The organism is Bacteroides sp. RCH18, from assembly GCF_058231005.1.
In genome coordinates this window covers 1651967-1675510 of the sequence record NZ_JBIPTC010000002.1, presented here as the reverse complement: position 1 = coordinate 1675510, position 23544 = coordinate 1651967, and the positions used below count along the sequence as shown (strand labels likewise).

The window sequence follows — 23544 nt, the reverse complement described above, 5'->3', positions numbered from 1 at the left end:
CATTGCTTGAAACTCTAGTTTCTAACCTTTGAAACTTTGGTTTCATACGCTCGAAACTTTTGGTTTCAAGCCTTTGGAACTATGGTTTCTTACTGATGAAACTAGAGTTTCAAGCAGTAGAAACTAATTAAGCTACAACGAGTGGCAGCAGCGTGACGGCAAATTTTGCCATCACACTGCTGTCACTCGTTGCCGTCACCACATTTATATCTAAAAATCAAACTGTTACCTCTAAAACAGTGACAGGTGACAGATAATATTTGTTTTTATTTATATAGGATGAAGAAAATATAGATGCTACTGATTCGCATTATTCAGTGTTATATTTCATTAAATAGCTTTCCAGAATGACTGGAAATCACGGTATTTGCCGTAGCATACCAGTTCATCTCCTTCTTCCACCTTCTCATCGCCGGGCAGCTCATTCTTGACGTGAAGCTCCATCAGAGAAATGCCCAGACAATTAGTGACTTTGTTCGCCCTCTTCAATCCGATCAGCTTCAGATGAAACTCTTCGTCCATATTCAGCTCATTAACAAAGTATCCGACAAACTTCTTCGGAACAGTAAACTTCACGACATAATAATCCTGATCGATACGGAACGCTTCCATCGTCGCCCCAAAGTCGAGTAACTGCACCAGGCTGCGGGCGGCGTCTTCTTCCGGTGTCAGAATCTTCTCCAGGCTGAATGCTTCGAGTACTGCCTTGTGTACCGCATCAATGGCACGGGCAAAGATACGGGGCACCTTTTTCTGCTTCAATAATGCAACGACACGTATCGATGCTCCAAAATTCTCGCCAATCGCCACAATAACGATATCTACGCTATTCAGAGGCAGCACCGACAAGGATTGTTCGTCCGTAGCGTCAATGACAAAAGCGGTGGCAACCTTATCTTTGATTGAATCGACACGGCTTTCGCTGATGTCCGCTCCAATAATTTCATGCCCCAATGCTGATAATTCCTCGGCAAGTACATGCCCGTAATTTCCTAAACCAATAATAATATACTTCATGATGTTAGTTTATGATGATGTTATCACTCGGATAACGGTATTTTGTATTCTTTTTCTGCTTGACGATGCCCAGCATCAGCGTAATCAGACCGACACGTCCGATAAACATCAGCAACGATACCAGCAATTTACTTGCATCGCACAATTGAGGCGTCAGATTCAGGCTCGATCCTACCGTGCTAAGGGCGGAAACACATTCAAAGGTCAGTGCCAGCAAAGAGGCTTTCGGTTCGAGTATGCTCAATATGAAGATAAAGAGAAACAGTACGCCCAGTGACATGACGACCGTCGCATTGGAACGCCGGATAGAGTCATGAGACAATTCCCTGCCGAAGACCTCCACCCGTTCACTTCCCCGCAATACGGCTACAAGATTCAACACTACCACTGCAAAAGCATTCACTTTGACACCGCCTGCCGTAGACTGCGATCCACCGCCGACCCACATCAGGAAGAGATAAACCAACAATGTCTGCACGCTCAATGATGTCAGATCGACACTGCTGAAACCCGCCGTTCGCGGACAGGTCGCATTAAAGAATGCTTGCGTCCATTTATCGGCCACAGGCATTCCGGCAAAGGAGGCATTCCACTCAAAAGCAAGGATGGCCAGTGTACCGATCAGCAACAGCAGGAAAGTCATGATCAACACGATTTTCGTATTCAGATTGTAAAGGTGCTGCATCTTATGCCTTTCCAGTTTGCGGGTACGCACAAACGTCCAGAAATGACGCAAATGGTATAATACGATATCTTTGAAATTAACCAGAATCGGGAAGCCGATACCGCCCAAGATAATCAGTAAAGAGACGGAGATGAACAGCCAGTTGTGGTTGGTCATCACCATCGAATTTCCTAAATTGCCTGAAAGTGTGGAGAAACCCGCATTACAGAAAGCCGAAATGGAATGGAAGGCGGCAAAAGCCAGTTCCTCTTCCAGATTCATCCCAAGCGTACCGTGAATGCTGAACCAGATGGACACCATGCCAATGCCTTCGATGACCAACGTAAATCCAAGGATATATAGTAGTGTGGACAGTAACGACCCCAACGAATTGGAACTGACCATATCACGGACAACGAGCTGATTGTAAATGGAAGTATTTCCCATAAAGAACATAGCGAAGAAACTGGTTAATGTCATCACTCCCAGTCCGCCGATCTGAATGAGCAGGATAATGACTACAAGTCCGCTGGTGGTGAAAGTGGTGGATACGTCTACCGGCACCAAGCCCGTCACACAGACGGCACTGGTGGCTGTAAACAGAGAATCGACCCAAGTGATGCCATTGACCGTACATCGCGGAAGCATCAGCAATCCCGTCCCTATCAGAATAATAGCCATAAAGCTGACAGCCAGTATCAAAGATGGATTCGTACGGCGTCCTAAAAGACGCACCAAGCCATTGGACAGGTTCAGCAGAGAAAGAATCAGCAGTAATATTAAATGGTAAAACTTACCGTGAAGGAATTCCCAGACTTGCAGAATCGCTCCTTCTTCTTCAGGACGATGGAAGATGACGGGAACCAAAGTCAGGTAAAGCAATACGCTCAATATCCATGCCAGCCTTCGATATTGCTTTTTCGTATTCCGGTATTCCAGCGAAATATGCAGGGTAACATCAATTAAAAAGATGATCCATACGGCCTTATACAAGATCTGTATCTGTTGTACCTCGCCCGGGGACAATGGAAAACCATGTTCGTAAACCACTCCGACAATCAACAACAGAGATGCCAGATAAGTGAGTGCTTCTACCAACCCCAGCAGGATACGTACATAGGGTTTGAGAAGCTTATTCTGATATAACAGAAATTTATGATAAATCTTCATACCACATTTTTTTATTGTCGTATTTGCTATGCCGTGCAAACTTAACTAAAATAACAATCGAATTCGATTCTTTGTTGACAAAATTACACGAATATTAAAAATTTTGCCTACTTTTGGCAGCAGAAAACTAATAAACCACAATAACATGAGTGACAAAAGAAAACGGTATATCCTACCGGAAGAAGAAATTCCACATTACTGGTACAACATTCAGGCTGATATGGTCAACAAGCCAATGCCGCCGTTGCATCCGGGAACTAAACAACCGCTGAAAGCGGAAGATCTGTATCCAATCTTTGCCAAAGAACTGTGTCATCAGGAGCTTAACCAGACTGACGCATGGATCGAAATACCGGAAGATGTACGCGAAATGTATAAATATTATCGTAGTACACCGCTCGTACGCGCTTACGGACTGGAAAAAGCGCTTGGAACTCCGGCACATATCTATTTCAAGAACGAAAGTGTCAGCCCGATCGGTTCTCACAAACTGAACTCTGCGCTGGCTCAGGCATATTATTGCAAAGAAGAAGGCGTCACAAACGTTACTACCGAAACCGGTGCGGGCCAATGGGGAGCCGCCCTTTCTTACGCTGCCAAGGTTTTCGGTCTCGAAGCCGCCGTTTATCAGGTAAAGATCAGCTACGAACAGAAGCCTTACCGCCGCAGCATTATGCAGACTTTCGGTGCACAGGTCACTCCTTCTCCGTCTATGTCTACCCGTGCGGGTAAGGATATTCTGACGGCTCACCCCACCTATCAGGGTTCTCTGGGTACAGCCATCTCGGAAGCTATCGAACTTGCACAAATGACTCCCAACTGTAAATACACTCTTGGTTCGGTACTCAGCCACGTTACTCTCCACCAGACCATCATCGGTCTGGAAGCTGAAAAGCAAATGGAAATGGCTGGCGAATATCCGGACGTAGTAATCGGTTGTTTCGGAGGCGGTTCCAACTTCGGAGGTATCTCTTTCCCATTCATGCGTCACAACATCCTGGAAGGAAAGAAAACCCGTTTCGTTGCTGCCGAACCTGCTTCGTGCCCGAAGCTGACCCGCGGTAAATTCCAATATGACTTCGGTGATGAAGCCGGATATACTCCGCTGCTCCCGATGTTTACATTAGGACACAACTTCGCTCCTGCCCATATCCATGCAGGCGGTCTTCGCTATCACGGTGCAGGTGTCATCGTTTCTCAATTGCTGAAAGACAATCTGATGGAAGCGGTAGATATCCAGCAACTGGAATCTTTCGAAGCCGGTTGTCTGTTCGCACAGGCGGAAGGTATTATTCCGGCACCGGAATCCAGCCACGCGATTGCTGCTGCTATACGCGAAGCAAAGGCGTGCAAGGAAACAGGAGAAGAGAAAGTGATTCTGTTCAACCTGTCCGGACATGGTCTGATCGATATGGCATCTTATGACAAATATCTGGCAGGCGATTTAGTGAACTACGCACTGACTGACGAAGATATTCAAAAGAATCTGGATGAAATAGGAGACTTATCCAAATAAGCCCCGGTTTCCGAACCGAATTCTGTAAGTATAAAAGCCCGGTATGATGCCGGGCTTATTTATTATCTCTACGAAACTATCCAAAAGAATACAGTCTTTTGTACTTTATTCATGGGGTATTTAAAGGAAATTACTATCTTTGGTGCCATTATTAATCTCGTGAACTAATAATGAGCAAGCTTAAGAAGATAGTAATCTACTTGTTTTTCCTATGCTTAGGAATGCATTCCGCCTTTTCTGAAACTCCGGAACAAATCACATTTTCCTATATTTCCATCAATGAGGGACTATCACAAAGTACGGTGTTCTCCATCGATCAGGATAAAAGGGGCAATATGTGGTTTGCCACTTATGACGGAGTTAACAAATACGACGGATATGCATTTACGGTTTATCAGCATAATGAGGATGACCCGAACAGTATCGCCAACGACATCTCCCGTATTGTAAAAACAGACAGTCAGGGACGGGTATGGATTGGTACACGTGATGGTTTGTCCCGTTATGATGAGGAAAAAGACATATTCCAGAACTTCTTCTATGAAAAGAATGGGAAACATTTGCAAGTTAACGGTATCGAAGAGATTTCACCGGAACAGTTACTTATCAGTACTCCGGAAGGGCTGATCATGTTCGATATCAAAGAATCCAAATTTATAGATGATTCTTTCAGCACAGCGATGCATAAGACAATCGCCTCCACTCTTTACAGACAGGACGACCAAATTTATATCGGAACTTCGACCGACGGACTCTATACATACTCTATTACTCAGAAAACTTTTGAAAAAGTGATCCCCATTTTAGGGACTAAACAGATTCAGGCTATTCTTCAGCAATCCCCTACCCGCATCTGGGTGGCAACCGAAGGAGCCGGACTGTTCCTGATTAATCCGAAAACGAAGGAAATAAAGAATTATCTGCATTCTCCTTCCAACCCGAAGAGTATCAGTTCCAATTACATCCGTTCACTGGCAATGGACTCACAAAACCGTTTATGGATCGGGACTTTCAACGACTTGAATATTTATCATGAGGGTACTGATTCTTTTGCCTCGTACAGCAGTAACCCCGTAGAAAACGGCAGCCTGTCACAACGTTCGGTACGCAGTATCTTTATGGATTCTCAGGGCGGTATGTGGCTGGGAACTTATTTCGGTGGTCTGAACTATTACCACCCTATCCGGAACCGCTTCAAGAATATCCGCAATATTCCTTATAAAAACTCGTTAAGCGACAATGTAGTAAGCTGTATTGTCGAAGATAAAGACAAAAACCTGTGGATAGGAACGAATGACGGAGGATTGAATCTTTATAATCCGATTACACAGCGATTTACATCTTATACACTGCAAGAGGACGAAAGTGCAAGAGGCATCGGTTCCAACAATATCAAGGCGGTATATGTAGACGAAAAGAAATCTTTGGTATATATAGGTACTCATGCCGGCGGATTGAGTATCCTTCACCGCAACAGCGGTCAGGTAGAAAACTTTAACCAACGCAACAGCCAGCTAGTAAATGAGAATGTCTATGCCATACTTCCTGACGGAGAAGGGAATCTCTGGTTGGGGACACTCAGTGCACTGGTTCGTTTTAATCCGGAACAACGGAGTTTTACTACAATTGAAAAAGAGAAAGACGGCACTCCGGTCGTCTCCAAACAAATCACGACACTATTCCGCGACTCCCATAAACGCTTATGGATCGGTGGAGAAGAGGGACTATCAGTCTTTAAGCAAGAAGGTCTGGATATACAAAAAGCATCCATACTTCCGGTTTCCAACGTCACGAAGCTCTTTACGAACTGTATTTACGAGGCTTCCAACGGAGTCATCTGGGTAGGTACACGCGAAGGATTTTATTGTTTCAATGAGAAAGACAAGCAGATCAAACGGTATAACACGACCAACGGTCTGCCGAATAACGTAGTATACGGTATTTTGGAAGATTCCTTCGGAAGACTCTGGTTAAGTACCAACCGGGGGATTTCCTGCTTTAATCCGGAAACTGAAAAATTCCGTAACTTTACAGAGTCGGACGGGTTGCAAAGCAATCAGTTCAATACCGCTTCTTATTGTCGTACGTCTGTGGGACAGATGTATTTTGGCGGTATCAACGGAATCACGACTTTCCGTCCGGAATTATTGCTCGACAATCCTTATACGCCTCCGGTGGTTATCACCAAACTGCAACTGTTTAATAAGGTGGTCCGCCCGGATGATGAGACCGGTATTCTGACCAAGAACATCAGTGAAACGAAAAGTATCACACTGAAATCCTGGCAAACAGCTTTTTCCATTGAGTTCGTGGTATCCAACTATATCTCAGGACAACATAATACTTTCGCCTATAAGCTGGAAGGTTATGATAAGGAATGGTATTATCTGACGGACAGCCGCACCGTCTCCTACTCTAACCTGCCACAGGGAACCTATCAATTCCTTGTCAAAGCAGCCAACAGCGACGGCAAATGGAATCCTATCCCTACAGCATTGGAGATTATCGTTCTGCCAATCTGGTATAAGACTTGGTGGGCACTACTCATCTTCTTCGCAACCTTCGCAGGTTTCATCACTTTTGTTTTCCGCTTCTTCTGGATGCGCAAAAGTATGGAAGCCCAACTTGAAATAGAACGCAGAGACAAAGAACATCAGGAAGAAATCAATCAGATGAAGATGCGTTTCTTCATCAACATCTCGCATGAACTTCGTACACCTTTGACGCTGATTCTGACTCCCCTGCAAGAGATCATTAACAAAATCAGCGACCGATGGACACGCAACCAACTGGAATATATCCAACGGAATGCAAACCGCCTGCTGCATCTGGTCAACCAATTGATGGACTACCGCCGTGCTGAACTCGGAGTGTTCGAACTAAAAGCGAAAAAAGGAAACGCTCATCAACTGATACAGGACAACTTCCTTTTCTACGATAAACTGGCACGCCACAAAAAGATTACTTATACTCTACACTCTGAACTGGAAGACAAAGAAGTTCTTTTTGATGCCAACTATCTGGAACTGATAGTAAACAACCTCCTTTCCAATGCCTTTAAATATACGGAAAGCGGGCAAAGCATTACCGTAACTCTGAAAGAGGAGAACGGCTGGCTATTGTTGCAAGTCAGCGATACAGGCATAGGTATCCCTATCAACAAACAGGGAAAGATATTCGAACGTTTCTATCAGATAGAAAGTGAACACGTAGGAAGTGGTATCGGACTTTCGTTAGTACAACGTCTGATAGAACTTCATCATGGACGTATCGAACTGGACAGCGAAGAAAACAAAGGCAGTACATTCTCTGTCTATCTGCCACAGGATCTGTCGGTTTACAAACCTTCCGAGTTAGCTTCCAATGACGAACAGAATGAAGAAGAGCAAGTGTATTCTACCAATTCCAAAGCAATGTATTTCATCGACACGGAGAAAGTGGAAAACGAATCTGTGGAATCCGGTGATAAGAAACGCGGAACAATTCTGATCGTAGAAGATAATAACGAAATCCGCCGTTACCTGAGTAACGGACTGGCGGATTTGTTCAACACACTGGAAGCCGGGAACGGTGAAGAAGCACTGGAAAAGCTGAAAGATAACGAGGTGGATGTAATTGTCACCGACGTCATGATGCCGGTTATGGATGGTATCAAGTTATGCAAGAACGTGAAACAGAATATCCGGACTTGCCATATTCCGGTTATTATTCTCTCCGCAAAGACCGATATCAAAGATCAGATGGAAGGTCTGCAAATGGGTGCGGATGACTATATCCCCAAACCATTCTCTCTTGCCATCCTGACAACCAAGATACAGAACATGATGCGTACACGCAGACGGATGCTCGACAAGTACGCCAAATCATTGGAAGTAGAACCTGAGAAAATCACATTCAATGCAATGGATGAAGCCTTGCTGAAACGTGCCATGGCGATTGTGGAAAAGAATATGGATAACATCGAATTCTCTACCGACGAATTCGCCAGAGAAATGAACATGAGCCGTTCTAATCTGCATCTGAAACTAAAAGCAATTACCGGAGAATCAACCATTGACTTTATCCGTAAGATTCGTTTCAATGAAGCGGCCAAGCTACTGAAAGACGGACGATATACGGTAGCGGAAGTCAGCACCATGGTAGGATTCAATACGCCGTCATATTTTGCCACCAGTTTCAAGAAGTACTTCGGATGCTTACCTACGGAGTATATCAAGAAATCAAAAGGATAACCTTCTCATTCAAGGAAAATATGTTGTTAGACAAATTTGATATATAATTCAATAAAACTAATAGTAGCTAAATTGTTTTTGAACAAAGTATAGACGTTATGAACAAGTATTGGCTGTATAACTCTCTACATTTGTATAGAGATATCAGAACCAAAAGATTATAAACCACATTAAAGGAAATGTTTATACTATGAGCTTCAAAAAACGACTTTACATCTATGTAATTTTATCATTCATCAGTATGGGTATAGTTAATGCACGTTCAATAACTATACAACAAAAAATTGACTGGCCCGAATTCATGAGCAGTCAGGATATGATATGGGAAGTACTGCCTGAATATTGGCACGAATCAGCCTATCTGGGAAATGGCAGGCTGGGGCTAATGATTTATAAAGAACCGGAAAAGAACTACATACGGTTCGAAACCAGTAACTGCGATGTACATGATCACAGAGAAAAAAGAGATGTATTCGGGACGCCCCGATTACTCACCGGTCACTTTGCATTACACCCCGAAGGAGAAATCATCAGTGGAAAGATGCGCCTCGACCTTTGGAACGCAGAAGCTACAACAGATATTGTCACTACCAAAGGAGCGATCCATTTAAAAACGTTTGTCCATGCCGACGATATGATTATGATCGTAAAAGCAACAACAGAAGGAGAAGAAAAAGACTTTCAGTGGGAATGGATTGCCGCCGAAGCTAATAGTCCCCGTTATCTTTTCTTCAAGAATCAAGATAAAATGGACAAAATTCCGCAAGACTATCAACTCAATCCTGCTGCTGAAATCAGTAAAAAGGATGACATAAACTTATCCACCCAAAAGCTACTTGCCGGTGGTGAAACAGTAGTAGGATGGCAGGAAAGTAAAGCAGAAAAAGGAGAACGCATTCTGTGGATAAACCTTACACATACATATCCGCAGACAAATGCCGGAGAAATATGTATGAAAGAAATAAAGAAAGCCGGGCGTCAAGGTTTTAAAAAGCTACAAAGTACGCATCGCAAATGGTGGAATGCCTATTATCCTGCCAGTTTCATCACATTGCCCGAAATCCAAAAAGAAAACTTTTACTGGATACAGATGTACAAACTGGCTTCCGCTACTCGCGGTGACCGCGCCTTGATAGACAATACAGGCCCCTGGCTGACAGAAACTCCCTGGCCCAACGCCTGGTGGAACCTCAACGTACAGCTAACCTATTGGGCATTGAATGCCTCTGACCATTTAGACCTGGCCGCCTCACTCGAAAACGCACTTTACAACCATATAGACGAACTACGTCTCAACGTTCCTTCTGCCTACCGTTCTAATTCTTTAGGGATTGGAGTGGCTTCCAATCTGGAATGTATGTCAACGGAAATAGGTATTCCCGGCAAAGGTAAAGCACAAGTAGGCTTATTACCATGGGCATGCCATAACCTCTGGCTCATCTACCGTCACAAGATGGATGATAATGTGTTACGCGACAAGTTATTTCCATTATTAAAAGGTGCTGTCAACTATTACCTGCACTTTCTGGAAAAAGGCGAAGATGGCAAATTGCATCTCCCCAAAACCTATTCACCGGAATACGATGCCGTAGAAGACTGTAACTTCGATCTCGCTTTACTACGTTGGGGATGTCAGACCTTACTTGAATCAGCTAAGCGTCTGAATATTCAGGATCCCCTGATGGAAACCTGGCAAAGTGTTCTTAATAATCTGGTGGCTTATCCTATGGATGAAAACGGCCTGCTAATAGGAAAAGATATGCCTTATGCCTTTTCTCACAGGCATTACTCGCATTTACTTGCCATCTATCCTTTATATCTGCTCAACACTGAACAAACCGGTGCGGTTGACATCATCGAGAAATCACTGGCCTTTTGGCAAAGTAAACCCAAAGCACTCCAAGGTTATTCATGTACCGGTGCTTCTTCTATCTCGTCAGCTATCGGTAAAGGAAATGACGCGCTTGCTTATTTGAATAAGTTATTCGGAAAGTTTCTTAGCCCTACCACTATGTATAAAGAAGCAGGCCCCGTTATCGAAACCCCGTTATCAGGTGCTCAGTGCATCCACGATATGTTGCTACAAAGTTGGGGAGGAAAAATCAGAATTTTCCCGGCAGTGCCGGATGCCTGGCAGGATGTTGCCTACTCCGGTTTACGCACAGAAGGAGCCTTCAAAGTTTCTGCCAGCAGAAAACAGGGAAAAACAGAATTCGTGCATATAAAGAGTCTGGCCGGCGAGCCTTGTATAGTGATGACCGACATCTCTAATCCTGTTTTCACAGGAAAGAGAGACTTTATAATAAAATCTGTCAATAATGGTACTTATCTGATTGACTTAAAAAAGGGAGAAGAAATCATCATGTATCCTAAAGGTACATCTCCAGATTTTAGTATCTCACCCATATCACATATGTCTCAAAACTATTTTGGAAAGAAGGCAAAATAACCTATTGAGATCAACATGTAAAGGAGCTGCTTGAATGAATTTTAAAATCATCCATTTGAGCAGCTCAAATTGTACAAAAGGTATCTTATGACACTATGTAGAGATATTACATTCTGATATCTAAAAAACTAAAATTCAGAGACAAAACCACCTTTTTGAACAAAAATAGTATATGTCTCAACAAAATTAATATCAAAAAAGTCATTTTTGAACAAAGTGTGGACAACATAAATTAAGAATCATATTTAATGAAGTTACATTTGCAACAGTAAAAATACACTTTTAATAATTATAAAACCTAATAAAGTATGAAGAACATCTTCTTTATTTGCATTTGTGCCTTATTCGCTTTTACCGGATGCACGGATGACGATGATGAACTATTGGCAAATGGAGACTCTAACATTAACTTGCTTCCTAATCCTCAACCGAATGACGTAATTAATGAAAAGTTATTCGAGGTTATCAACCTGGATTATCCGGGTCTGGAAAAGGTGAAAGAGTATTATGAAGCTAATGAGTATTATTACGCTGCTCATGAGTTATTAAAATACTATAGAAACAGATCAGATGTCAGCAACCCGAATATCAATCTGATCAACCCTTCTATTACTGCTTTTGATCAGAATATAGCTGATCAGGCATTGGAACACAGATTCTATGTACGTAACTTTAAGGAAAAAGAAGAAAACGGCAAAGAAGTCTATTATTTATTTGATAAAGATAAAAAGATAGACTGGACTTATATTCCTGCTGAAATTACAGACCAGGAATTTAAGTCTCAGACCCACCGTCATCAATGGATGCTTCCACAAGCAAAGGCTTACCGCGTCAATCAGAATGAGAAATATATTCAATCATGGATAGAGGTTTATAGTGACTGGCTGAATACATTCCCTTGTCCGGAAGGTACGGTAAGCAAAGATGCTGTCCAGTGGTATGGCCTGCAACCTGCCGAAAGAGTGCTTGACCAAATCGATATCATGCCTCATTTTATCCAATCTACCAACTTTACCCCTCAATGGCTTTCAACATTCCTTGTTGCTTTTGCCAATGAAGTAGAGTGCATTCGCAACAATTATTATACTGACGGTAGTAATATTTATGTTACCCAGGTACAAGCAATCACTACAGCAGGTATTTTAATGCCCGAATTCAAGAATGCAGAAGCATGGCTGAATGAAGGAGCACAAAAAATCACTGAACAGATTACTGCACAGTTCTTAGAGGACGGAGTTCAAAATGAATTGGACCCAAGTTATCATATCGGAGTAGTTGCAGGATTCTATAATATATATAAAATCGCCCAACTCAATAACAAGTTAAGCTTATTCCCTTCTACCTATATAGAACAATTGAGAAAAGCAGCCCGCTTTGTTATGGATATCATCTATCCGGACTATACAATTGATAACTTCAATGATACACGTTCTGCTTCATATACTAAAAATGTATTATTAAGAAATCTGAGACAGTATTCTGAAATGTTCCCGGATGATGCAGAAATGAAATGGATGTCAACAGAAGGTAAACAAGGAACAACACCTGCCGGTTTGACACAGATATATGATGCTTCCGGGTATTATATGTTACGTAGCGGATGGGGAAAAAGCTCGACCATGATGATTCTGAAAAACAATAATAATCCGGATAACAAATGGCACTGCCAGCCCGATAACGGAACATTCGGTATCTATCGTAACGGACGTAATTTCTTCCCGGATGCCGGTGTATATTCTTATGGAGGAACAAGTGCAAGTAATGAAGATCGCAAGACATTCCTTGCAACTAAGAATCATAACACAATGACAGCCTTAAGTGCAACAATTGCCAATGGGTATATGAAAGGCGAGTTCCTTAAACATGAGACCAAAGAAAACACACAGATTTTGGTTACTCAGAATCAAATTAAAGCCGGTCTTACTCACCGTCGGGCTGTATTCTTCGTAGATAAAGAGTTCTTTGTACTTGTAGACGAAGGATACGGAGATGGTAATAAAGACAAAATCAATTTGAATTTCCATCTTTGTTCAAGCGAAGCTAATGAAACGGTATATGATGACTTGTCCGCCTCTTATCAGTATGGTGCACATACCACATTTGCAAATAATAACATACTGGTTCGCACTTTTGCCGAGACAAACCAGGATTTTGGCAAATCAAATGTTGCATCTGATGTTTCCAATAAGTTAGGAGAAAAGAATGCGTCACGCAAGGGTTATCAATACACGATACGGAAACCACAAAATGGAGCTGCCCGCTTTATTACTGTAATCTATCCGTTTGAAGCTGTTTCTACACTAAACAATCTGACTATGGATGCTCAGTTTACCGATAATACTCCTGAAGACGCAGGTACATTCCATACAAATGGTGCTGCGGTAGAAGTAACTATCAATGGCAAGAAATACGAATTATCTTATACTTTATAATTTAATATACCTAAGAAAAATGAGATCTAAATTACAAAACATTACTTCAAGATTGCTGGCAATCTTAATGGTAGTTGGATTGTGTGTCACGAACTCCTCCTGCACGGATCCGGAGACAACTGACTCTACCAAGTTTGCGATTTTCTATGCCGGTATTACCGACATAGGCCCCTCTATGAATTTTAACATGTCCGGACCGACTTACATCGGAGGTACCCCCTCTGATTTTTCTATCACTCGCATTACTCTTGATGGAGAAGTATACGATACAGATTGTTTTCAAATTTCAGATCCTAGTACAGGAGCTATTAAATTAGTTAATACGGATAATCTGCCTGTCGGTACTTATTGCATCAGTGTATCTTGTATATCAAATGGAAATTATTACGAGTTTAAAGATGCAATCACTGTAAATATGCTGGCACCGGTTCCTGACGGAATTACAGTAGACCCAAGCGAAGTTACAGTAGATTTTGCAGACATCTATAAAGAGTCTGCCAGTGCTCAGGTAAAAACTGAAGAAGGAACACATGTACACATCAGCAAGTATGAAATCATTCAGGAAGAAGGAAAGGAATACTTTGCAATTTCCAATACCGGAAAAATCACAGTCAACGATAAATATGAAGGAGAAATTCTTCCCGGTAAATATGTGTTGAATCTTAAATTAACAACAGAAGCAGGAGCAGGTATATACGAAAATGCTGTTACATTCAACATTATTTCCAGTCCGCTTACGTTAACATATAAACCCGCATCGGTGAGAGTAGAAAAAGATCAAGCATATGTGTCCGGAGCTCCAATTCTCAAAGGATCTCCAGAAGGACTGACGTATAAGATAAAATCAATCTCTCCCGAGACTTCAACTATCTCTATAGATGAACAGACCGGAATCATAACCCTTGCCGCCAATAACGGATTAGAAATAGATAATAGCTATAATGTATCTGTTACAGCAACCAACCAATATGGCAGCAAGGATTTCGATAATACATTTGTTATCAATATAGTGGCATTCATTAACCCTATTACCCAACTTCAATATGCAAACCAGGAAAAGATACAATCTGTTGCATTTGAATTTGGTCCGGAAGAAGTAGATGGAGACGAACTTACTTACTCATTCATTGACTTGGACTCCAGATTAGCCGATAAACTTAATATTGATGGAGTTACTGGTGTTATTTCTGCAAAAAAAGGCAATTCAATAGAAACTGGCACATATACAATCACAGTACAGGCGAAAAATGACAAGAGTGAGAAGACTTCAACCTTTACACTGACTATTGCAGCAAATCCTAACTATTTCACTTACATACGTTATGGAAATAACCTGGGACTTACCCCTGAAGAAAACTATGCTGATCAATTTGATTATGACAAAAAAGCTATTCTTCTAGCTGAAAAGTTAACTCCTAAGACAGACATTCCCAATGGTCGTCCTGTTAAATGGGAAGTTAAAATATTAAATACAACTGCATTAAGTGGTACTACAATCTCAGAAACAGGAGAACTATCATTTAGTGAGAATAAATGGAATAGCAATTATGGTGTTAGTGTACTTTTTGTTACCGCAACGGTGGGTTCTGGAGAAGAAGCTATATCTAAAACAATTCCTGTTTTCATACGTCAAAATAAAGATAAAAACGGAATTTTCGTCAAATATACTCCATTTGCAGTAAAGATGAATCCTTCTAAAGGTGGTATGGTAGCTGCACCTGTAGTTACATCAAATGGCACAACTGTAACAGACTACACAACATATTTAATGGATTATCGTAGAGACTTCTATTACTATAGTTTCATTGAAAACCATGTAGATGGAATACAGTCAGTCAATGGTAGTTTTATGAATGGCTTGTGGGCAACATATTATAAAGCAATTGGGAAAACTCCTAATTATAGTGCAAGAGCTCCTATGTCCTACTACGATAATGCCCAAAATCTCAGTCAACCCTTAGGCTATATAAGCAACAAAGATCTATCTGTAACAATCAACCCTGGCAAATGGAAAGATTCTGAAGGAGTGTATGCAAATGGTGTTTTTATAGGAAGAATGTCTTTTGTAACTGACGGTAAACAGGCAGATCTCGCTAATGATGGCACTACCAAAAATCAAATATTCCCATTAGCCATTTGGTTTGATGAAAGTTTCTAATTTAAATCTAATATAGAATAGATATGTACAATATAAAATTAAAAGCATTGAGTAAAAGAGGGTATTTTACCCTCTTAGCTCTCTTAATTGCGATTACCTCATTTGCTCAGGAAATCACAATAAACGGTGTCGTTATCGATGAAACGGATACTCCATTAATCGGAGCAACGGTTCAAGTAAAAAACACTCAAAAAGGAGTAGTTACAGACTTTGACGGAAAATTCTCCATTAAAGCGAATAGTAATGCAACATTGATTATCAGCTACATTGGCTATAAGAATCAAGAGATCAAAATAAAAGGTCAAAAGAACTTGAATATCAAATTAGAACCAGATAATGCAATGCTGGACGAAGTAATTGTAGTTGGTTACGGCAGTATGAAGAAAAGCGACTTGACAGGCTCCGTTTCTTCTGTAGCAGCTAAATCTATTGAAGGTTTCAAAACAGGTTCTGTAGTAGAAGCACTTGGAGGTCAGATTGCCGGTGTACAGATCACCCAGTCGGATGGTACTCCCGGTTCGGGTTTCGATATCAAAATTCGTGGTGTCGGTACAGTAAACGGAGATTCTTCTCCACTCTATATTGTTGACGGATTCGAAGTTAGTAGTATCGACTATCTTCCTAACTCAGACATTGAATCAGTCGAAGTATTAAAAGATGCTTCAGCTTCTGCAATTTATGGCGCACGCGCTGCTAATGGTGTAGTTTTAGTTACAACAAAATCCGGTAAAGAAGGAAAAGCAGTTATCACTTATAACGGGTCGGCTACTTATCGTAACATTCCTAAAAAACTGGACATGCTCAGCACATATGAGTTTGCCGCATTACAAGTAGAACTCAACCCGACTAAATACGGAACAACTTATTATCAAGAAGGAAATGATTCTGACGGAGTTCCTTATCGTCATCAAACTTTGGAAGACTACCTGACGGATCCCGGAATTGACTGGCAGAGTGAATCATTCAAACCGACTTGGTCTCAGAACCATGATTTCAGTATCAGCGGCGGTACAAAAGAAACTAAATATGCCGCCTCTTTCTCACATTTTGATGAGAATGGTATCTTCACGAACAGTGGCTATAAAAAGAATGCAGGTAAATTACGCATCAACCAAAAGATTACTAAATTCATCACTTTTGATGCTACTATCAACTATGCAAATACGGTGAAAGAAGGCATCGGTACTTCAGGTACCGGAGGAACACTAAATATGTTATCAAATATATTACGTTTCCGTCCTACCGGAGGTAACAGTGTAACAAACGATGAACTTCTGAATTCTGTTTTCGACCCATTGGAACTAAGTGAGAACACCACTTATTCACAAATTAATCCAATTAAACAGGCTGAAGCTGTAAAAGACCGGAGACAATCTGAATTGTGGGGAGCTAATGCTGCACTGACAGTACAATTGATGAAAAACCTGACATTCAAAGCATCAGCCACTTACAATACGACTAATACCAGAAGGGATCTTTTCTATGGTGAAAACTCCAGCCAGGCATATCGTAGTGGAGGCGTTTATGGTTCTACACAAATGCAGAAAGACTTACGTTGGCAGAGCAGTAACACATTAACTTATAAAAAGAAAATCAATAAGAAAAACACGTTTGATATCATGTTAGGACATGAGTTTTCATTCAGAAGCTCGGAACTTTTATATGGACAATCCAAAGATTTCCCGTTCCCAAACCTGGGTAACGACAATCTGGGAATAGGAGCCACTCCTAGCAGCGTATCAACTTCAAGAAGCGACAAGAAACTGTTATCTTACTTTGCAAGAGGTAACTACAACTTCGACAACCGTTATCTGTTTACTGCTACAGTACGTGCTGACGGTTCTACCGTATTCTCTGCAAAAAATAAATGGGGATATTTCCCTTCATTCTCTGCAGCATGGCGTATATCGGAAGAGAAATTCATGAAGAATATAACTCCGATATCAAACTTAAAACTCCGTCTTGGATGGGGTACAGTAGGAAATGACCGTATCACAAACTACTTGTCTATGGATCTGTATTCATCAAGCAAATATGGAATAGGGCAACAAATGGCCACAGTGCTGAGTCCGAAACAACTGGCTAACAAAGATCTGAAATGGGAAGGATCTACCACTGCTAACTTAGGTATTGATGTCGGTCTTCTTGATAACCGCCTGAACCTGACAGCAGATTTCTTCTTAAAAAACACCAAAGATCTGTTACTTGAACAAAAGCTTGCTTATGTAACAGGATTCAACTCTCAATGGCAGAATATTGGTAAGATTGAGAATAAAGGTATCGAATTGAACATCAATTCCACTAATATTCAAACTCGTAACTTCTTATGGCAGACAGATTTCAACATTTCATTCATTAAGAATACATTGAAAGCGTTGCAGGACGGCAATACATATATACAGTCAGCAACTAAATTCAACAGTAACTTCAATGGAAATGATTATATCTCCATTGTAGGTTCTTCACTTGGACAAATGTATGGATATGTTTTTGACGGTGTTTACCAAACATCTGATTTCAACGTACTTCCTAACGGTTCAATGCAACTGAAACCCGGAGTGGCAGATATAAGCAAACATGCCGGTAAGACGGTGGAACCGGGTATGGTGAAATATAAAGATATAGATGGAGACGGTGTCATTACTCCTGACGACCGTACCACTATTGGAAACGGCCAACCGGATTGGTACGGAGGTATCACCAACACCTTCAATTACAAAAACATTGATTTCAGCTTCATGTTCCAGTTCCAATATGGCAACGATGTTTATAATGCGACGCGTATGTTCAATACACAATCGCAAGACGAACGAAGTAATCAACTGGCAGAAGTGGCCGACCGGTGGACTCCGACACATGCATCTAATCGTGTGCCTTCCGCCAGAGGATATGTAAAATATGAATTATACTCACGTTTCGTTGAAGACGGTTCGTTCCTTCGCTTAAAAAACATAACATTAGGATATACATTCCCTAATAAATGGACAAGAAAAGCATATATCAACCGCCTGCGTGTATATGGTACAGCTCAGAACTTATTCTGCCTGACTAAATATAGCGGTTACGATCCTGAAGTGAATATGAAAAGCAGCCCGCTTATGCCAGGATTCGACTGGGGTGCTTATCCGAAAAGTAGAGTATTTACATTTGGTGTAGAAGTTCAATTCTAAACAAAAAAAGACAATGAAAAAGTTCAAATACTACTTATGCACATTAGCCTGTGCAATCACCGTTTCATCTTGCTCATTAGATGAGACCAGCTATACAGAAATTGAGAAAGGAAACTACATGAAGAATGCGGCAGAAGCAGAAAATGTACTTCTGGGCGTATATCGTGATATGGTTCAGGATGGTATTTATGGTTTCCACCTATCTTTGTACTTTACTATCCCCAGTGATATTGCCAAAGTAACAGGTAACAGTACCGACGGACTTCGTCTGATTCCCTCAAACGCTTATACCAGTTCACAGACAGAAATAGCAACAACATGGGCAAACCTATACAGTGCTATCTATGATGCAAACGATTTTATCGAGACACTGGGACAAAAAATCGGAACCTACGATGAAGGTAATTACAAGAAAGCCGCTGTCTATATGGCAGAAGCACGTTGTCTGCGTGCCATGTACTATTTCGAATTAGTACGTTGGTTTGGGAATGTAGTATTGATAACCAATACTGCTCAATCCCGTCAGCATCCATCTACTTTCACACAAGCAGATCCGGCGGACGTATATAAATTTATAGAAACTGATTTGCAATACGCTATTGATAATCTGCCTTATTCAGTGGATGACAATATACGTTCAGACAACAGTTTCCGTCTTTCTAAAGGCGCCGCACTCGGACTGTTGACTAAAGTATACGCTACATGGGCAGGCTATCCTGTTCATGATACAAGCAAATGGGAAAATGCAGCAAAAACTGCTAAGATTCTAGTCGAATCGGGTAAACATCACTTGCTTTCTGACTTCGAACAATTATGGAAGAACACTTGTAATGGTGTTTGGGATGACGAAGAAAGTCTGATCGAAGTAAGTTTCTATGCTCCTACCGTTACCGGAGTATCAGCTAATGACCCTTGCGGACGTATTGGTAAATGGAACGGTGTACAGGCAAGCGGTATCAGAAGCGTTCGTAATGCCGGTAACTGGCGTGTCATCCCGACTTTCCTGCGCGACTGGAAAGACCGTGAAAGCGATAACAGATGGAAGTACTCCTTTGCTGATTACAAATATGGTAAAAACACGACTACCGGTGAAGATGGAGTCAAACTTGTAATCAATGCCAGCGGTAATATTGAAGATGCCATCAAAGACGATGCTAAAGATGCATTAAAGAAATCCTATATCGATAATGTATGCCCGAGAAAATGGGATACAGAAGAATATGTAAACAGTGCCAACTATCTTATCGATGCTAATCTTTCAAATATCAACTGGTATATATTACGTTATGCTGATGTATTACTTTTATATGCAGAAGCTTTGAACGAATGGAAACAAGGACCGACCGACGAAGCATATAAGGCTATCAATATGGTACGCAGACGCGGCTTCGGACTTCCTGTGGAAACCGACAACAGCGCCTCAGACTTATCCGGATTGTCTTACGACGAATTCCAAAAAGCCGTACGTAATGAAAGAGCTTATGAATTGGCATTCGAAGGACATCGCAGACAAGATTTAGTTCGCTGGGGAATCTACTACGACAGTATCAGAAAAACAGCTCAAGATTTAGTTGACTGGTATAGTGCCGGTGACGAATTCTATGTATGCGTCGATTATACTAAAAAGAACAAGAATGAGTTACTCCCCATACCACAACAGGAAATGGACTTGTGTACTCAATTCAATCAGAATCCGGGATGGTAAATAATCATACTGTAATATAACATGAAAGCGTTACCGAAGAAATAGTCTCTCTTTTGGTAACGCTTTTATCATAATTCTTTATTTCACTGATTTCTATATACCATGAAAAAGAATCTTAGCATAGTAATTCTTCTTATATCTTTAGCTATCAGTCAATCGGTATTCTCCCAAATCTATTCATTTGAGAAGGGAAAAGTGCCCGAAGGTTGGAAAATAGATAAAGGCGTGCTCCATATTTCCTCTGAGAAATACAAATCAGGCAGTCAATCACTTCAAATCAAATGGAAACAGGGAGCCATCCTCACTCTCCCCTCACCTACCGGTATTTCTGAAGCATGTAGAAACAGAAATGGCGGTATGAATGCATGGATCTATAACGAATCTCCCACCAAAGAGAATTTATTGTTTTCCTTCAGAGATGAGACTGGTAAGGAAGTATGCCAACTCCCCTTCCTACTTGACTTTAAAGGTTGGCGATGTATTTGGGCTAAATTTCAAGGAGACATGAATATGCCATCCAAAAGCAATATTCAGTCAGTCGAAATACAATTTCCACAGCATACAAAAAAAGGAGTTACTTACATAGATCTTTTAGAGTTCACGCCTAAAGTTTCCTGGCAGAATATGTCGGATGCACAATATAAGGTGAACCGTACTGACTATAGTTTAATACCTGACTTCATTGGCTATAGAAATGCTACTCCAAAAGTAGAAAAAGTAATCACAGCCGAAGATAATCAGATTACAACCATCACAGACAGATTAACAACCTGGTATCTTGGCAGCGGGCAACATTCATCTGAGAGGTGGATAAAAATGAGAACGGAAAATGAAAAGACATTTATCCGGAACGGTGTGAAAGCTGCCCAAAGAATCAAAATCCAATATAACGAAGATCATACTCCTCAAGGAGAACCATTATTCCCGATGGGAGCACCCACTATCATAGACGGACAAGAAGCTAAAAAGTTCAGGAGCATTAATGAAAACATCCTGCTTCCATTGGCACTGGATTATCGTAAAAATCAAAATGATCAAAGCCTGAAAAAAGCACTTTACATTTATGACTGGTTCAACGACCAAGGCTGGGCAGACGGCAGCAGTATGGGAACTTTATGTTTTGAGAAACTTAGAAGTTCCGGCTATTTTCACTCATTCTTTTTGCTCAAAGAACAATTATCTCCGGAACAACTAAAACGTGAACTCCAAACGATGAACTGGTTTACCATGTTCGGGGCATGCTATCAGCTTCCTTCACATGCCGGCGAAGTAGCAGATAACTTACGCGCATTGACGATTCCAAAGCTAATATACGCGCTATCACAAAATGATAAACAAGAAAAGGAAGTTGCTCTGACTGCATTCAAGCATTATATGGACAATGCATTAGGAATAGCTCCGGGATTTTTCGGGACGTTCAAAGCTGACTTCTCCGGATATCATCACAGAGGTCCTTATCATAGTGCTTATTACCCTCATGCACTTTATGCAGGTGCACTCATTGCTTATTTACTGCACGATACTCCTTATGCACTGTCCGAAACAACATTGCATAATCTGAAACAAGGGTTATTGACCTTCCGTTTCTTTTGCGCCGGTCTGGATGTACCTGCCGGAACTGTGGGACGTTTTCCCAAAGGACAACAGATTTTAGAGACTTTATTACCGGCTTTTACCTATACAGCTCTGTCATTTAAAGAACCGGATAAAGAATTAACAGCTGCCTTCAAGCGAATACTTGAATCCACAGAAAACAAACAGGCTATCGCTGAATATATCAGCAATGTGAATTCAAGTCTGGCATATACCAGCACTGTAGGAGAAATCGAGCTAATAACCCAATTGGCATCAAGTTCCATTGCTAAAGAAAAGCCTGTCACCGGTACACTGTTCATGCCTTATTCCGGATTATTGGTTGCTAAAGACAGTCTTTTTCATTTCAACATCAAGGGATTCAGCCGCTATATATGGGACTTTGAATCTTCTGCCACAGAAAACACCAAAGGACGTTATCTGGCTTATGGTCAAATAGAATATTTTGACTTAAAAAACAGACATAAATCTTTCAATCCGCAAGAAACCGACTTCGACTGGAATTATATTCCGGGAGCTACTACCAAAGTTTTACCAGATAAAGTATTGCAAGATAAAGGCGGATCAAGTTCCGGACATCGTAATTTCTCAGATGAGACATTCTTAACGGGAGTACATGCTTCCAACAAAAATGCCATGTTCTCTTTCAGAATGCACGATATCACATACGATCAGTCATTCCGTGCCAACAAATCAGTATTTGTATGTGAGGATTTCCTGCTCTGCCTGGGTTCGGACATCCAAACTAAAGATAAGAGATACCCTACAGTCACTACTTTGTTTCAGTCGTTCAGCAGGAACACCAGTGAAGAAAGAATGCCGGAAGGATATATTCTGACAGACCCTTCACTCATGTACGCAGTAAAAGGAGGAGCGGTACGAACTTCCAGTGAAGGCTCTCACACACGAGCTTATATAGAACACGGGACCGCACCGGAGGCGGCAAAATATCACTATTATATACTTAAAAACAAGAATAAAGTATTGGCCCGTCAACTATTGTCCAACGAGAGTCCGATAGAAGTAGTAGCCCAAGATAACGATGCGCACATTGTTACTTATAAAGCGAAAGAAATCACATACGGTGCTCTTTTCAATGCACAGAAGAAGTATGAAGGTCAACTGGTTTCCCAAGTAAATATTCCGCTTTCTTACATACTTGAAAAGCAGAAGGACAATTCATTTAAACTCTCTGTTTGTGAACCGGATATGAGAAGAATATCCCGTGCACATATGGGACTACTGACGGAAGAAGATGTAATACAACAAGAGAAGCCTTATGATACGCAACTGACTATCAACGGGCTATATAATGTGGAATGTCCTCAAAAAACAATAAAAGTATCATTAGATAAAGAAAAGGACAAAACATATATATCCATTTCCACTATCCGGGGAGAAAACTATACGCTTTTATTACACCAAGCTGATCATTAAT

10 protein-coding genes are annotated in these 23544 nt (G+C 41.2%); 8 read left to right on the top strand and 2 right to left on the bottom strand.

All coding sequences use genetic code 11. The annotated features are described in order from the left end of the window. Window positions 1-330 precede the first annotated feature (330 nt). Together ACHLI0_RS21820 and ACHLI0_RS21815 are read right to left on the bottom strand one after the other, a co-directional pair. Window positions 331-1017 (bottom strand): potassium channel family protein, encoded by a 687-nt coding sequence (locus ACHLI0_RS21820; protein WP_008766869.1) that lies wholly within the window; start codon window positions 1015-1017, stop codon window positions 331-333. 4 nt (window positions 1018-1021) lie between these two features. Continuing rightward, window positions 1022-2851: a TrkH family potassium uptake protein gene (locus ACHLI0_RS21815; RefSeq protein WP_055217180.1), complete on the bottom strand. Its 1830-nt coding sequence runs from the start codon at window positions 2849-2851 to the stop codon at window positions 1022-1024. A 145-nt stretch (window positions 2852-2996) separates the two neighbouring features. On the opposite strand from ACHLI0_RS21815, the gene ACHLI0_RS21810 reads away from it, so the two are divergent. From ACHLI0_RS21810 to ACHLI0_RS21775, 8 genes are all read left to right on the top strand, one after another. After that, on the top strand, window positions 2997-4367 hold the full coding sequence (locus ACHLI0_RS21810) for a TrpB-like pyridoxal phosphate-dependent enzyme (RefSeq protein WP_008760379.1): 1371 nt from the start codon (window positions 2997-2999) through the stop codon (window positions 4365-4367). Window positions 4368-4537: 170 nt separating this feature from the next. Then, window positions 4538-8599 (top strand): hybrid sensor histidine kinase/response regulator transcription factor, encoded by a 4062-nt coding sequence (locus tag ACHLI0_RS21805; RefSeq protein WP_117981266.1) that lies wholly within the window; start codon window positions 4538-4540, stop codon window positions 8597-8599. Window positions 8600-8789: 190 nt separating this feature from the next. Then, entirely contained in the window at window positions 8790-11048 is a 2259-nt protein-coding gene (locus tag ACHLI0_RS21800; protein ID WP_490750028.1) for a glycosyl hydrolase family 95 catalytic domain-containing protein, read from the top strand. 308 nt (window positions 11049-11356) lie between these two features. Then, on the top strand, window positions 11357-13480 hold the full coding sequence (hepC, locus tag ACHLI0_RS21795) for a heparin-sulfate lyase HepC (protein WP_490750027.1): 2124 nt from the start codon (window positions 11357-11359) through the stop codon (window positions 13478-13480). Further along, window positions 13446-15638, top strand: a complete 2193-nt coding sequence (locus ACHLI0_RS21790) for a surface glycan-binding family protein (protein WP_258900106.1) — start codon at window positions 13446-13448, stop codon at window positions 15636-15638. Before hepC ends, ACHLI0_RS21790 begins: the two co-directional genes overlap by 35 nt. A 23-nt stretch (window positions 15639-15661) precedes the next feature. Then, window positions 15662-18808: a SusC/RagA family TonB-linked outer membrane protein gene (locus tag ACHLI0_RS21785; RefSeq protein WP_490750026.1), complete on the top strand. Its 3147-nt coding sequence runs from the start codon at window positions 15662-15664 to the stop codon at window positions 18806-18808. Between the two features lie 13 nt (window positions 18809-18821). After that, entirely contained in the window at window positions 18822-20513 is a 1692-nt protein-coding gene (locus ACHLI0_RS21780) for a RagB/SusD family nutrient uptake outer membrane protein (RefSeq protein WP_490750025.1), read from the top strand. A gap of 102 nt (window positions 20514-20615) precedes the next feature. After that, window positions 20616-23543, top strand: coding sequence for a chondroitinase family polysaccharide lyase (locus ACHLI0_RS21775; RefSeq protein ID WP_490750024.1), 2928 nt, complete (start codon window positions 20616-20618; stop codon window positions 23541-23543). Window position 23544 lies beyond the last annotated feature (1 nt).

Excerpts from the sequence above, each read along its gene's own strand:
- ACHLI0_RS21820 (WP_008766869.1), bottom strand. The coding sequence starts at position 1,017 with ATGAAGTATATTATTATTGGTTTAGGAAATTACGGGCATGTACTTGCC.
- ACHLI0_RS21815 (WP_055217180.1), bottom strand. The coding sequence starts at position 2,851 with ATGAAGATTTATCATAAATTTCTGTTATATCAGAATAAGCTTCTCAAA.
- ACHLI0_RS21810 (WP_008760379.1), top strand. The coding sequence starts at position 2,997 with ATGAGTGACAAAAGAAAACGGTATATCCTACCGGAAGAAGAAATTCCA.
- ACHLI0_RS21805 (WP_117981266.1), top strand. The coding sequence starts at position 4,538 with ATGAGCAAGCTTAAGAAGATAGTAATCTACTTGTTTTTCCTATGCTTA.
- ACHLI0_RS21800 (WP_490750028.1), top strand. The coding sequence starts at position 8,790 with ATGAGCTTCAAAAAACGACTTTACATCTATGTAATTTTATCATTCATC.
- hepC (WP_490750027.1), top strand. The coding sequence starts at position 11,357 with ATGAAGAACATCTTCTTTATTTGCATTTGTGCCTTATTCGCTTTTACC.
- ACHLI0_RS21790 (WP_258900106.1), top strand. The coding sequence starts at position 13,446 with ATGGCAAGAAATACGAATTATCTTATACTTTATAATTTAATATACCTA.
- ACHLI0_RS21785 (WP_490750026.1), top strand. The coding sequence starts at position 15,662 with ATGTACAATATAAAATTAAAAGCATTGAGTAAAAGAGGGTATTTTACC.
- ACHLI0_RS21780 (WP_490750025.1), top strand. The coding sequence starts at position 18,822 with ATGAAAAAGTTCAAATACTACTTATGCACATTAGCCTGTGCAATCACC.
- ACHLI0_RS21775 (WP_490750024.1), top strand. The coding sequence starts at position 20,616 with ATGAAAAAGAATCTTAGCATAGTAATTCTTCTTATATCTTTAGCTATC.